Here is a 14,587-nt window from a genome sequence, read left to right as displayed (position 1 = left end):
AATTTATTTAGCTTGTTTACGTAAATCCTTCAGAAATTTCTCTCTAAATGCTTGGTCAGTCAATGCTCTTTGAGTTAAAAAATCTTCTTTAATATCCATATCAAAGTTTATCGCCTCAAGTTTCATATTTGTTAGCCTATTGCTTACCGTATTGAAAAATGTCAGACTTCTTCCCATCCAAACATCATTAATTTTTTCAACTTTGCCAACCTCGAGCTTCTTGATAGGATTGTTGTATTTATCGAACATTTGTACCTTAAGAGTTATAAACCTTTCAGTATCAATCCAATTTTGCGTTTTCCCATAACTGCTTTTGCTAATTCGATGTTTTTTTGGTGTCGCCTCAACAACTGTAACCTCTCTTCCTCTAAAAGTTCCGAACTCTAGTAATTCGTATGTATAGTCATCAAGCTTTCCTGTCTCTTGATCTTCAGTGGTCATCTCAGTTCCAAAAATACTTGCAGATTCAGTTTCCTCATCATCACTGTTCCTAACACTAATTCTCTTTACTTTTCCAAGAGCAGAAAGATATAACCAGGTCTCATTATCTCGGTCACTGTCATCATAACTATATGAGAGCATTCCAATTCCTTTTTCACTTGCTGGCTCAAGGATTATGGCAATACTCTTAGTATCTTGGCTACCCTCTCCAGTATTAATTTGTGCATTTTCTATTAACTTAACTCGGGCTTTTTCAGCGCACTTTACCTTACCGCCGCTAAGACCATACTTGCAAGTAGTCAGCTTCATACGGGTGAATGCTGAGTCAGTAGACTTCCTGCTCTCAACATCAACTCTCTCCATAATCTCTCGTGCACTTAAATTAGTTTCAGCATATACATTTGGCGCTTGTAGAGTTAAAAATGCACCAAGTACAACAGTAAGCAAAGTAGATTTTGAGTAAGTAAGTATTAATTTATTCATTTTGTAGCCTCTATAAAATTTAAATTATCTTTAACATCTTTCTGACCAAACTTCGGCTTGAAAATCATAATCAATGCCGGGAAAAACAATAAGTCGCATAGTAGTGCAACAAATATAGCTAAAGAACCAAAAGTCCCAATCTTTGCTAATCCCAAATAGTCACTAAATGTAAGCATCAAAAACCCACAGCCTAGGATGAGAGTTGTAAATGTTACAGCTTGGCCCACCTCTTTTATAGTTTCCACGAGCGCAAGCTTCATATTGTGATTTTGTGCAAGTGACATTCTATAGTGACTAATAAAGTGAATCGTATCATCCACTGCAATACCAATAATTAAAGGAGCAATCATTAATGTGTCTGTATCAAGCGGAACTCCAAGAAGACCCATTAATCCAAATGCTAATGATGCAGGTATTAGGTTAGGAATAATCGACATAACGCCTGCCTGAAAAGAACCTAGCGTTATCATCAATAACAGACTAATAACCACAGCTGCTATCGCCAAACTCTTAAACTGATTATTACTAATGTCATCAGCAAGCCTCATCATTAAAGCGAATGATCCAGTAATTTGAACTTTTATATTAGGATATCGATCTTTTAATCCATTAAACTCTTTATTTATATCACGCTGAATATCTTTAAAAAAATCCTTGTATTCGTTAGAGCCTGCATTTTTTAATTGAACACTTATGTGACTCTTACTGTAATCATCACTGACAAGGGCTCTTCTCTCTTCAGGATTTGAACTATTAAACAAGTAAAGCAATTGGGATACCGCAATTTGACTATCAGGAATATTTCGATAATCTTCTGAGTCTTGCATAATAGCATGAGTGTCTATTACTAGATCTGCCAAAGAATTTGTTCGGATAATAAATTCACTATAATTTTCCTCAATTTTATTTTGAAGTCTATTCATAGCATTTAATACGTCAGGGTCCATTATTCCATCTGAAATTGCTGTGTCTACAACGATTTCCATATTTCCTGTGCCCATCATGTGTTCATCAACAATTTCATAGGCCTGACCAATAGGAACATCATCAGAATAAAGTTCAACTAGATTGGAGTCAATTTTGACTTGAGTTGCGCCATATATGCAAATTACAAATACACTCACAAAAATAATAGCTATAGAGTATTGGAAGCGCTCCACAAAAGCTGGAATTCTATTTAATAAAGGTTGAAGCCATTCTGCGCCTAAGAGCCAATTCAAACCCATTCTCTTTGAAAGTTTTGCTATTGGATTTACAAAGAAACATAAAAAACTCAACATTTTTGATTTCAATAAAGACACTATCGACCTTACTCCCGTTTTTCTACTTGCACTAATTGCCTGGGTCTTTTTAATTTGCATTGGGTGCCAATAATTGAGTAACACTGGCAGTAAATATATTGTGTATAAGAAAGCAAAAAAGACGCCAGCAGCTGAAGAGAAACCAAATTGCACAAACATTGGCATCCCAGTTACCGCTAATGATGACATTCCCGCCATCGTGGTAATTGTTGTTAATAAGATAGGAACGCCTGTCTTACCATAGGCCTTTGATAACGCCTCATCATGTTCTTTGCCATCACGTCTGAAAAACAAATAAGAACTCATCACATGAACGCAGTCAGCTACGCCAACCGCAATAATAAGCATCACTGTTAATGCAATAAGAGTTGTTGATGCTAAATTGAGCCAGCTCAGGCTTCCAATAACAAAGAGAATACTGAGGCCAATCGCTAATTGAGGAAGAACGACTGCACTTGCAGATCGAAACAATGACCAAAGCAACAGGTTAATGATTGCCACCATGCCTACTAGTAGAAACGCAGCTTGAATGAGCGTGTCCATAGCTAAGGAAATCATTGCAGAATTGCCAATTGGATAAAAATTAAAATGCTCTGACATCTTTTGCTGTTCAGTTATCGCCGTTATAGCCTTCATAAATGGAATATAAAGTCCTGGCTCATCTGGCTGATATTCAATTTTTTGAATAACAGCATTATCATCCATACCTTCATCAAAATCATCACTCCACGCATCATCATCAAACAAAGAGAACTGGTCATTTAATTCTTGAATTACTGGGATTGCTCCAAAGTCTGTTTGAATGGAAATTGCCCCAAAACGATGATCTTTTGAGAACATAAAGAGCGGCAAACTTGGCTGATTATCTGCCTCTGAACTAATTTCACTTAAAACCAAGGGGTCACTTGGAATTTTTTTAGGAACTAAACGAGGCGAACTTAAAACATCATCTTCATTTTTTTGAATTCTAATATTAGATAGTGACTGAACACGCTTAATATGAGTTAATGACTCAACAATTTCAGGAGTTAGTCCATATTTTTCAAGCCAAACATCATCACTTATCTGTCTATAGTTATCTAAAACCTCTGTTATTTCAGAGATTAGTGTTAGAGATTTATTTGAGAATACATCGCCATCTTTAGCCTCATAAACAATAAATAAACCATCGTCACTCCCAAACTGGTCACGAAAATCATCCAAAGCTTCAATTGCAGGATCAGACTCACTAAACCAAACATCAAATGAAGTATCTAAAACAAAGCGAGAAGCACCATACCCCATAAAAATAGTGGATAGCAATGCTAATGCAAGAACTGTTTTACGGTAAGGTATAAGCTGCCCTGGAACCTTCGCAAAATAATGGTTTAGATATAGTAAAAGATTTTTCATAGTTAAGTTTAGAAAGCAGAGCTATATGATATTTATTTAATATTTAATTAATGAAATTCAAGTCTCAATTTATACTATTTTTTGCCAATAAATTAAACCTTGAGTATTTATTTTGATATCAAGCTCTAACCTTTCTCTGCAAAAATCAAAGTCTTTGAAGCCAATCTTTTCAATTCCTTCTAAAAAATAATTCATCATCTTTTCTTGAATCACTTTTTCAGCATCACCCTCAGTTGCATATTTTTTTGCCAAATTGCTAACAAAATGGATACCAGCTATCAACTGTTCAACTACTTTTTGAGTTGGTGTAATTGCAGCAAAATGTGTTAAGCAGACTCGCTTAGGCTTGTACTTCATTATTTTATGTATACTTTTAATTAATTCCTCTGGATCAAACTGAACTGGGCTTGTGCTTGGGAAAATATACACTTCATCATTATGATCTAAATCACGATAAGAGATGCCAAACGTATCACCAGTAAACATCGATTCTGTTTGCTTATCCCAAATGCAAAAATGATGTCTTGCATGTCCTGGGGTATCAATAAACTTTAACTCTCTTCCATTAAAATCTAAAATAAAATTGTCATCAGCCTCAATAACTCTGCTTGCCTCAATTGGAATAATTTCACCGTACAACTTCTTAAATTTTTGCTCGCCATACACAGCCATAGCTCCAGCTATTAGCTTGGTAGGATCAATCAAGTGTCTCGCCCCGCGAGGATGAACTATTAGCTTGGCATTTGGGCATTGCTTCATAAGTCCACCTGCCCCACCTGCATGATCAAGATGGACATGAGTAGGAATAATATAAGCTACATCTACAAAACTTAGGTGGATTTTCTCAAGTGCTTTTTGAACATTAGAAACACTAAAGCTAGTTCCAGTTTCAATGATTGCAACCTTATTATTTTCCTTAATAAGATATATAGCTGCAAAATCGTTACTGAAATAGCCAGAATCAATCACGCTGATTCCACTAGCAATGGTTTTTACTTTAAAGTTATCAGTCATGGGTTACTTGCATAAATCTAGTAATAATGATAGTTTTATTTTACGTGATTAAGAATCAGATAAAAAAATACCCCGCCTTAAAAAAGGTCGGGGTATTTTGAATAAAAGCCTAGCAATGTCCTACTCTCACATGGGGAGACCCCACACTACCATCGGCGCTAAGTGGTTTCACTACTGAGTTCGGGATGGAATCAGGTGGGTCACACTTGCTATTGTCACTAAGCAAACTGCTTACTTGAATTAAGTCTGAACTTATTTCAAGTGAATTAAAAAGTTTTTATACCAAAAAGGTATAACAAAATGGATTAAGTAAAGTTTATAAGGCATATTGCCTGTTGACACAACAACATCTCCAAATATCTTGGGTGTTATATGGTCAAGCCTCACGATCAATTAGTACTAGTTAGCTCAATACATTGCTGCACTTTCACACCTAGCCTATCAACCTCGTAGTCTTCGAGGGATCTTTAGGATTATTAAATAATCAGGGAGACCTAATCTTGGGAGGGGCTTCCCGCTTAGATGCTTTCAGCGGTTATCCTTTCCACACATAGCTACTCGGCAATGCCACTGGCGTGACAACCGAAACACCAGAGGTGTGTCCATTCCGGTCCTCTCGTACTAAGAACAGCTTCCCTCAAGTCTCCAACGCCCACGGTAGATAGGGACCGAACTGTCTCACGACGTTCTAAACCCAGCTCGCGTACCACTTTAAATGGCGAACAGCCATACCCTTGGGACCTGCTTCAGCCCCAGGATGTGATGAGCCGACATCGAGGTGCCAAACACCCCCGTCGATGTGAACTCTTGGGGGGTATCAGCCTGTTATCCCCGGCGTACCTTTTATCCGTTGAGCGATGGTCCTTCCACTCAGAACCACCGGATCACTAAGACCTAGTTTCCTACCTGCTCGACGTGTCAGTCTCGCAGTCAAGCATCCTTTTACCTTTGCGCTCATTGCACGATGTCCGACCGTGCTGAGGATACCTTTGCGCTCCTCCGTTACTCTTTAGGAGGAGACCGCCCCAGTCAAACTACCCACCATGCATTGTCCCCGATCCGGATTACGGACCAAGGTTAGAACCCCAACCATACCAGGGTGGTATTTCAAGGGTGGCTCCACTCTAACTAGCGTTAAAGCTTCAAAGCCTCCCACCTATCCTACACAAGTAGGATCAGAGTTCAATGCAAAGCTGTAGTAAAGGTGCACGGGGTCTTTCCGTCTGGCCGCGGGTATACTGCATCTTAACAGCAATTTCAATTTCACTGAGTCTCGGGTGGAGACAGTGTGGCCGTCGTTACTCCATTCGTGCAGGTCGGAACTTACCCGACAAGGAATTTCGCTACCTTAGGACCGTTATAGTTACGGCCGCCGTTTACTTGGGCTTCGATCAAAAGCTTCGCGCAAGCGCTAACCTCATCAATTAACCTTCAAGCACCGGGCAGGAGTCACACCCTATACGTCCACTTACGTGTTTGCAGAGTGCTGTGTTTTTAATAAACAGTCGCAGCCACCTAGTTTTTTCAGCTCTTCTTTGCTCAATCAGCAAGTGATATCACATAACAAGAGCACACCTTCTCCCGAAGTTACGGTGTCATTTTGCCTAGTTCCTTCACCCGAGTTCTCTCAAGCGCCTTAGAATTCTCATCTCGTCCACCTGTGTCGGTTTGGGGTACGGTTTCATATAACCTGAAGCTTAGAGGATTTTCCTGGAAGCATGGTCTCACTCACTTCGCCCAAAAGAGGGCTCGTTATCACGCCTTGAAATAGAGGTTCCCGGATTTTCCTAAGAACCATTTCTACACGCTTGAACAAGGACAACCATCGCCTTGCTGAGCTAACCTACTCCGTCTTCCCATCGCAGTTATATGAAGTACGGGAATATTAACCCGTTTCCCATCGACTACGCATTTCTGCCTCGCCTTAGGGGCCGACTAACCCTACGCCGATTAACGTTGCGTAGGAAACCTTGGACTTCTGGCGAGGGGGTTTTTCACCCCCTTTATCGTTACTCATGTCAGCATTCGCACTTCTGATACCTCCAGCAAACCTCACAGTTCACCTTCAACGGCTTACAGAACGCTCTCCTACCATCGCAATAAATTGCGATCCGCAGCTTCGGTATATAGTTTAGCCCCGTTAAATCTTCCGCGCAAACCGACTCGACCAGTGAGCTATTACGCACTCTTTAAAGGAATGGCTGCTTCTAAGCCAACCTCCTGGCTGTCTGGGCCTTTTCACATCGTTTCCCACTTAACTATAATTTTGGGACCTTAGCTGACGGTCTGGGTTGTTTCCCTTTCCACTACGGACGTTAGCACCCGCAGTGTGTCTGCCGCGCTCATACTTTCTGGTATTCGGAGTTTGCAATGGTTTACTAAGCCTTGACGACCCGCTAGCCATAACAGTGCTCTACCCCCAGAAGTAATACGCGACGCTCTACCTAAATAGATTTCGGAGAGAACCAGCTATCTCCGGGTTTGTTTGGCCTTTCACCCCTATCCACAGTTCATCCCCTCATTTTTCAACATAAGTGGGTTCGCGCCTCCAGTTAGTTTTACCTAACCTTCACACTGACCATGGATAGATCACCCGGTTTCGGGTCTACTCCCAGCAACTAAACGCCCATTTAAGACTCGGTTTCCCTACGGCTCCCCTAATGGTTAACCTTGCTACTGAGAAGTAAGTCGCTGACCCATTATACAAAAGGTACGCAGTCACAGAACAAGTCTGCTCCCACTGCTTGTATGCATACGATTTCAGGTTCTATTTCACTCCCCTCCCGGGGTTCTTTTCGCCTTTCCCTCACGGTACTTGTTCACTATCGGTCAGTAGAGAGTATTTAGCCTTGGAGGGTGGTCCCCCCATATTCAAACAGCGTTTCACGTGCGCCGCCTTACTCGATTTCACAATTAAAAGATTTTCGTATACGGGACTATCACCCTGTGTCGTTGAACTTTCCAGAACATTCTACTAATCTCAAAATTGCTTAAGGGCTGGTCCCCGTTCGCTCGCCGCTACTAAGGGAATCTCGGTTGATTTCTTTTCCTCTAGGTACTTAGATGTTTCAGTTCCCTAGGTTTGCCTCCTTAACCTATGTATTCAGTTAAGGATAATGATCTTATGATCACTGGGTTTTCCCATTCGGAGATCTCCGGGTTAAAGCTTATTATCAGCTAACCGAAGCTTATCGCAGATTATCACGTCCTTCATCGCCTTCTACTGCCAAGGCATCCGTCGTATGCACTTATTCACTTGACCATATAACCCCAAAGTATCTGGGTTAATGGTTCTTTTTACACCGAGAAGTCACTAACTGCATCTTACGATACAATCGGTGAATTCTATTTTTTCAATGATAGATAAATCTATCAATGAGAATCCATATTTTTTGAAATTGTTGTGTCAATGCAATACACCTTTTACGTTGTATTGTATTTAACAAACTTTACTTCATATCCAAATTGTTAAAGAGCTCCGAACCAAGGAATAAACCAAGGCTTGGTATAAAAACTTAAATAAGACATATAAATAAATCTTATTTAAGTTTTCATTTGAGAAAAATGGTGGAGCTAAGCAGGATCGAACTGCTGACCTCCTGGATGCAAACCAGGCGCTCTCCCAGCTGAGCTATAGCCCCAATAGAAAACTAATAACCCAGAAAAAATATGGTGGGTCTGGGTGGATTTGAACCACCGACCTCACCCTTATCAGGGGTGCGCTCTAACCAACTGAGCTACAGACCCTTAATATCAATTAAATTGAATTTGGGTTATTGGTCTTTTTCTCTTTCTTTAATATTATCAAACAACTTGTGTGAACACTCGTACATTTCTTAAGGAGGTGATCCAGCCCCACCTTCCGGTAGGGCTACCTTGTTACGACTTTACCCCAGTCATGAATCACACCGTGGTGACCGTCCTCAATAAAGTTAGACTAGCCACTTCTGGTGCAACCCACTCCCATGGTATGACGGGCGGTGTGTACAAGACCCGGGAACGTATTCACCGTAGCATTCTGATCTACGATTACTAGCGATTCCGACTTCATGGAGTCGAGTTGCAGACTCCAATCCGGACTACGAAAAGGTTTCTGAGATTAGCTACACCTCGCGGCTTCGCGGCTCTTTGTCCTTCCCATTGTAGCACGTGTGTAGCCCTGGTCGTAAGGGCCATGATGACTTGACGTCGTCCCCGCCTTCCTCCGGTTTATCACCGGCAGTCTCCTTATAGTTCCCACCATGATGTGCTGGCAAATAAGGATAGGGGTTGCGCTCGTTACGGGACTTAACCCAACATCTCACGACACGAGCTGACGACAGCCATGCAGCACCTGTCACTGAGTTCCCGAAGGCACCAATCTATTTCTAGAAAGTTCTCAGGATGTCAAGACCAGGTAAGGTTCTTCGCGTTGCATCGAATTAAACCACATGCTCCACCGCTTGTGCGGGTCCCCGTCAATTCCTTTGAGTTTTAACCTTGCGGCCGTACTCCCCAGGCGGATAACTTAACGCGTTAGCTTCGCCACTAAGGGGTAAATCCCCCCAACGGCTAGTTATCATCGTTTACGGCGTGGACTACCAGGGTATCTAATCCTGTTTGCTACCCACGCTTTCGTACCTCAGCGTCAGTATTGGTCCAGAAAGTTGCCTTCGCCATTGATGTTCCTTCTGATATCTACGCATTTCACCGCTACACCAGAAATTCCACTTTCCTCTACCATACTCTAGTTGACCAGTTTCAAATGCAGTTCCCAGGTTAAGCCCGGGGCTTTCACATCTGACTTAATAAACCGCCTACGCACGCTTTACGCCCAGTAATTCCGATTAACGCTTGCACCCTCCGTATTACCGCGGCTGCTGGCACGGAGTTAGCCGGTGCTTCTTCTAAAGTTAACGTCAAGGCTAATGGCTATTAACCACTAGCTTTTCTTCACAATTGAAAGTGCTTTACAACCCTCAGGCCTTCTTCACACACGCGGTATTGCTGGATCAGGGTTGCCCCCATTGTCCAATATTCCCCACTGCTGCCTCCCGTAGGAGTTCGGGCCGTGTCTCAGTCCCGATGTGGCTGATCATCCTCTCAGACCAGCTAAAGATCGTCGCCTTGGTAGGCTTTTACCCTACCAACTAGCTAATCTTACGCAGGCTCATCTGATAGCGTGAGGCTCGAAAGTCCCCCACTTTACTACGAATAGATTATGCGGTATTAATCCGAATTTCTTCGGGCTATCCCCCACTATCAGGTAGATTCCTACGCGTTACTCACCCGTCCGCCACTCGACGCCTACTAGCAAGCTAGTATCGTTTCCGTTCGACTTGCATGTGTTAAGCATACCGCCAGCGTTCAATCTGAGCCAGGATCAAACTCTTCAGTTTAATCTTTGACTTTTTAGAACACTTGGCATTTTATAACCAATAGTTCAATTTTTTAAAAAGCTTATCTGCTTTTGTTTTTTATGTGCACTGCACAATTTCTTGCACGAGTGCCCACACAAGTTGCTTGATAAATTTTTAAAGAGCTACCAACTAAAAAAGTTCTTTTTGGTCGGTGAAAGCGGGAAATTATACATGCTCAAATAGTATCGTCAAGTGATATTACGAATATTTATCAAATAAACTTTAATGGGTCTAAATTGATAGGTTAAATCACCTATAAATAGCCATTAAAATCAATAATTTAGAGACTTATTTTGAACTTTCTAACTTCCTTTATTTTTTCTTTCGAAAAGAAATAATTGTACGCTATTTGCCAATACAAAATGAAGAGAAGATTTCACCCAATAGATCATCCGATGAAAACTCTCCAGTAATTTGCCCAAGAGACATACCTGCCTGACGCAAATCCTCTGCTACTAACTCACTCGCCCCTCCCTCTAATTGCTCAAGAGCACTGTTTATGTATATAAGCGTTTGATCAATTGATTCAATATGTCTTTTTCGAGCAAGAAAAACTCCTTCACCATCGGAGTTTAAGCCGGCAAATTCAGCTAGTGTCTTTCTTAGTATGTCAACTCCATCACCATTCTTGGCTGAAAGACTAACCTCCAATTGATTGCCTAGCTTTCTAACTTCAGATCTAGCATTTGACAGATCAATCTTATTTCTTATACATATAACTGGTTTATTTTTAACCAAATCAGGCAGTATTGAGAAATCAGGTGAATTGTCTTTTGTATCAAATACCAGTAACACTACATCTGCATTATTAATTTCAGTATATGCCCTTTTAATGCCCTCTTGCTCAATAATGTCATCACTGTTATGAAGTCCAGCTGTATCAATAATATGAAGCGGCATTCCATCGATATGAATTGTTTCTTTTAGAACATCTCTAGTGGTTCCAGCAATATCTGTAACAATTGCACTCGGCTGTTTTGTGAGTGCATTAAGCAAGCTAGACTTTCCTGCATTGGGTTTTCCAGCAATTGCAACGTGAAGTCCATCTCTTAAAATTGCCCCTTGATTGGCACTCTCGAGTATATTCTTAAGTAAATCTTTTAAATTTTTAAGTTTAGTTGAGACTTGGTGAGACTCAAGAAAATCTATTTCTTCATCAGAAAAATCAATAGTTGCCTCCACAAAAACTCTTAATGAAGTTAGCTCTGCAAGTAAATGATTAATCTTTTCTGAGAATTCACCCGTTAAGGATCTTACAGCGCTAAGGGCAGACTCTTCTGAACTCGATTGAATCAAATCTTGAACTGCTTCAGCCTGAACCAAGTCAATCTTGCCATTTAAAAAGGCCCTTTTACTGAACTCTCCAGGCTCAGAAAGTCTTGCTCCTAAAAATAAAGCAATTTCTAGAAGCTTTCTCATAACACTCATGCCGCCATGACCCTGGAATTCTACAACATCCTCACCACTATATGAGTTAGGTCCAGGGAAGTATATTGCTACTCCTTTATCAATAGTATTGCCTTCATTATCATAAAAAGCCCCATAAAAAGCGTGCCTTGGCTTTAACTCGGTTTGTAGTATTTTTTTAGAGATAACTTTAGATAGAGGGCCTGACACTCTTACAACTCCAATTCCGCTTTGGCCAATGGCAGTTGCTAATGCGCATATAGTATCTATCTTAAGCGTCATCTTCAAAATACTTTTCTAAAAATTGATCAAAATTTATAACATCTTTAGATTCAACTTCTTGTTGCTCTTTTATAGATCTAATTGAATGCTCATCTAATCTAAGGAAATAGTCTTTATCAAAAGCTTTCTCCTGATTTTGTGTTTTATATTTATGACTATATTGGTCAGTGAATTCGAAAAAACCTTTCTCCTGGCGTTTCATTTCATTAAGCATTATTGCTGATGGTGTTAAATCAGGATTTTTAATTCGAATTGAAATACTTTCTACCGATTCTTGATGCGCGTTGCTTAATAGCTTTGAGCATTGCTTTATTTTTTCAAAAAGACTTTCACCCCAATCAGCTAAAGTTTCTTTCTCACCAATATTCTTAAGAATCAAGTTAGGCTTTCTACCTTGGTGAGCAACCAAAAGAGCATTTGAGTCAATTTCTACTAATTCGGATGATGAAATCGCTGGTGAATCCTCCAAAAGACAGAACAATAAAAAGGCTTCTAAAAACTCAATTTGCTCTTTATCAATACCTACTTCAAGCAAAGGATTAATGTCCAGTGATCGTATTTCAATATAACCTATACCATTATTATTTAGAGCCCTTAGAGGCCTATCATTTCCATATAAAATAGGCTTTGGACGAACAGAAGAGTAGTACTCATTTGCGATTTGAAGGATGTTTGTATTGAGCTGCTGGTACTCTCCATTTTTCTTTAAACCAATCTTTTCAAAATCCTCACAGCTAGTTTTCATTGCCGCACGAAGACTGAATATATAATGACATAAACTATTATAGTTGGCCTTAACTCCTTTCTCATCCTCCTGAGAATTCTGATAACCAATATCACCCATTCTTAGGGAAGTCGCATAGGGTAAATACAAAGTGTTGTCATCAAATTCTTCTAAGTTATGCTCATGATAGTCATGCATAAATGACTTGCACACTGTTGCAGAAGCTCCAAATAAGTAGGGAATTAGCCAGCCATATCTCAAAACATTCCTAGTGAGTCCCATGTAGTGCACATCCATGAAGCTTTTAGAGTCAGTATCAGTTGACGATATTAATTCACGATACGACTGCCAAAACTCTAATGAAAATGAATAGTTAAAATGAATACCAGCAATCGCCTGCATTACGCTACCATATCGATTAGAGAGGCCGCGCCTATAAACTGTTTTCATCATTCCTAAATTTGAACTACCATAATTCGCAATAGGTATATTAGTTTGACCTCTTAATATACAGGGCATACTGGCAGGCCAAAATCGCTCATTTTCTGGCAAGTGGTGGTAAATATAATTGTGGATTGTTGTGAGCTCATCTAGAACTTGATCAGCCCCCTTTAAAGGCTGAGTGACTAATTCAAGTAAAGCTTCACTAAAGTCTGTAGTAATTACAGGATTTTTTAGAGCAGAGCCTAAACCATCTGGGTGCGGCGTTTGAGCAATACTTCCATCATCTGAGACGCGTAAACCCTCTTTCTCAATTCCCATAAGGTTGGTTTTAAGGCTATCCTTAAAGGGCATAAGTGATTGGATTTTTTTGTCAAGTTTCACTATATAATTTCAAATATTAAAGTCGTTATTTTACCTCGGACTTGCGTTAACGGTGATAATAGAAAATGCATCCATCAAATACCTGAAATTTAAATCGTGCTTTATAAAAATACCAGTATTGAAGTAGTAGTCGGGATAATACACAATAGTAATAATGAGGTATTTATTGCTAAGCGTCAAAAAAATCAATTTATGGCGGGCTATTGGGAGCTTCCTGGCGGAAAAGTAGAGCCAGGAGAAGATCACCTTAGCGCAATCAAAAGAGAACTTTTTGAAGAAACAGGAATTACCGTTAAAGACTGTAAGTTAGTTCAAAAGATTCAGCATATCTATCCTGAAAAAACCATCAATTTATCGGTTTATAGTGTTGATGATTATCTTAGTGAACCATTAGGGTCTGAAGGACAAGAAATTACTTGGAGTAGTGCAGATAAATTCAAAAATTTCAAATTACTTCCAACTATGTGGAGAATTATTCATAAATTTTCTCTTCCAAAATTTTATTGGATTACGCCTGATAATCATCAATCTGATATAGTCATTAACGAATGTAAAAAACAGTTAACTAATGGGGTTAAATTTATACAACTAAGAAGTAAGACTCATCTTGATCATACTTACATAAAAAAAATAAACAGGCTCTGTAAAAAAAATCAGGCAAAACTTATCCTAAATACACCAAACAAAACCTTTAATGAACCTTGTGATGGCTGGCACCTAACGAGTTTGGAGCTAATGTCATTAAAAGAAAGGCCAGTTATTGAAGAAAAACTAATTGGCGCATCAACCCATAACATTGATGAGGCGCTGCACGCAGAGAATATTTCTGCTGATTACATCAGCTTGTCATCAATAGAAAAGACACTGACTCATCCAGACTCTATACCTTTAGGGTGGGAAGATGCCTCTGGCATTATTGAGAAGTGTAATTTGCCAGTTTTTTTACTTGGCGGGATGAAGAAAAATCTAGTTGAAAAAGCTTTGAGTATAGGCGCCCAAGGCGTTGCTGGAATTAGAGATATTTAAATGCGTGAACCAGTAATCTCAAAAACTTTATTATGAATATCTTCTTTGCTCATTTGTGCTAATCCATCAGACCCACCCTTACATAAGAGCTTATCATTTACAAAAATTTGAGGGACAGTTCTGAAGCCAGATTTAACAAAAAAGTCTCGCGCATCTTTGTCTTCTTGAATGTTGAGCGTTTCATATTCAATATCAAGATTATCGAGATAGTTTTTTGCTCTTGTGCAGTAAAAGCAAGAGTGCGAAGTATATACTTTAATCATTAGTAGTTTTTACACAGTAAAAGACTGGAA

At 39.8% G+C, this 14,587-nt stretch carries 7 protein-coding genes, 2 tRNA genes and 3 rRNA genes; 1 reads left to right on the top strand and 11 read right to left on the bottom strand.

What is annotated here, in order from left to right; translation table 11 throughout:
• Positions 1 to 3: 3 nt before the first annotated feature.
• The 10 genes from ABXT51_RS00945 to gshA form a co-directional block, all read right to left on the bottom strand.
• Positions 4 to 924: an outer membrane lipoprotein-sorting protein gene (locus ABXT51_RS00945; protein ID WP_416695742.1), complete on the bottom strand. Its 921-nt coding sequence runs from the start codon at positions 922 to 924 to the stop codon at positions 4 to 6.
• On the bottom strand, positions 921 to 3,509 hold the full coding sequence (locus ABXT51_RS00940) for an efflux RND transporter permease subunit (protein WP_416696286.1): 2,589 nt from the start codon (positions 3,507 to 3,509) through the stop codon (positions 921 to 923). Before ABXT51_RS00940 ends, ABXT51_RS00945 begins: the two co-directional genes overlap by 4 nt.
• Before the next feature lie 177 nt (positions 3,510 to 3,686).
• Complete coding sequence (locus ABXT51_RS00935; protein WP_416695741.1) at positions 3,687 to 4,631, bottom strand: MBL fold metallo-hydrolase; 945 nt, start codon at positions 4,629 to 4,631, stop codon at positions 3,687 to 3,689.
• Positions 4,632 to 4,738: 107 nt separating this feature from the next.
• Positions 4,739 to 4,854, bottom strand: a 5S ribosomal RNA gene (rrf, locus tag ABXT51_RS00930).
• Positions 4,855 to 5,003: 149 nt separating this feature from the next.
• Positions 5,004 to 7,893, bottom strand: a 23S ribosomal RNA gene (locus ABXT51_RS00925).
• Between the two features lie 303 nt (positions 7,894 to 8,196).
• Positions 8,197 to 8,272, bottom strand: a tRNA-Ala gene (locus ABXT51_RS00920).
• Positions 8,273 to 8,301: 29 nt separating this feature from the next.
• Positions 8,302 to 8,378 (bottom strand) — tRNA-Ile (locus ABXT51_RS00915).
• A 90-nt stretch (positions 8,379 to 8,468) separates the two neighbouring features.
• A 16S ribosomal RNA gene (locus ABXT51_RS00910) occupies positions 8,469 to 10,009 on the bottom strand.
• The 16S, 23S and 5S rRNA genes sit together here with 2 tRNA genes alongside, the layout of an rRNA operon.
• A gap of 366 nt (positions 10,010 to 10,375) precedes the next feature.
• Positions 10,376 to 11,719 carry a tRNA uridine-5-carboxymethylaminomethyl(34) synthesis GTPase MnmE gene (gene mnmE, locus ABXT51_RS00905; RefSeq protein ID WP_416695740.1) on the bottom strand — a complete coding sequence of 448 codons (1,344 nt, stop codon included), beginning with the start codon at positions 11,717 to 11,719 and terminating at the stop codon, positions 10,376 to 10,378.
• Entirely contained in the window at positions 11,709 to 13,268 is a 1,560-nt protein-coding gene (gene gshA, locus ABXT51_RS00900) for a glutamate--cysteine ligase (RefSeq protein WP_416695739.1), read from the bottom strand. Before gshA ends, mnmE begins: the two co-directional genes overlap by 11 nt.
• Before the next feature lie 96 nt (positions 13,269 to 13,364).
• Between gshA and ABXT51_RS00895 the strand changes: the two genes are divergently transcribed.
• The gene (locus ABXT51_RS00895) at positions 13,365 to 14,294 is read left to right on the top strand and encodes a Nudix family hydrolase (RefSeq protein WP_416695738.1); all 930 of its coding nucleotides are present in this window, start codon (positions 13,365 to 13,367) and stop codon (positions 14,292 to 14,294) included.
• Here the strand turns inward: ABXT51_RS00895 and ABXT51_RS00890 are convergent.
• Complete coding sequence (locus ABXT51_RS00890) at positions 14,291 to 14,557, bottom strand: glutaredoxin (protein ID WP_271537209.1); 267 nt, start codon at positions 14,555 to 14,557, stop codon at positions 14,291 to 14,293. The genes ABXT51_RS00895 and ABXT51_RS00890 overlap by 4 nt on opposite strands.
• Positions 14,558 to 14,587: the final 30 nt, after the last annotated feature.

Source organism: Candidatus Pseudothioglobus sp. Uisw_050_01 (assembly GCF_048085775.1).
Lineage (GTDB): Bacteria > Pseudomonadota > Gammaproteobacteria > PS1 > Pseudothioglobaceae > Pseudothioglobus.
Note: the sequence above shows the minus strand (reverse complement) of the source record. Positions and strands in the feature narration are given on the sequence as shown.

Excerpts from the sequence above, each read along its gene's own strand:
- ABXT51_RS00945 (WP_416695742.1), bottom strand. The coding sequence starts at position 924 with ATGAATAAATTAATACTTACTTACTCAAAATCTACTTTGCTTACTGTT.
- ABXT51_RS00940 (WP_416696286.1), bottom strand. The coding sequence starts at position 3,509 with ATGGGGTATGGTGCTTCTCGCTTTGTTTTAGATACTTCATTTGATGTT.
- ABXT51_RS00935 (WP_416695741.1), bottom strand. The coding sequence starts at position 4,631 with ATGACTGATAACTTTAAAGTAAAAACCATTGCTAGTGGAATCAGCGTG.
- mnmE (WP_416695740.1), bottom strand. The coding sequence starts at position 11,719 with ATGACGCTTAAGATAGATACTATATGCGCATTAGCAACTGCCATTGGC.
- ABXT51_RS00890 (WP_271537209.1), bottom strand. The coding sequence starts at position 14,557 with ATGATTAAAGTATATACTTCGCACTCTTGCTTTTACTGCACAAGAGCA.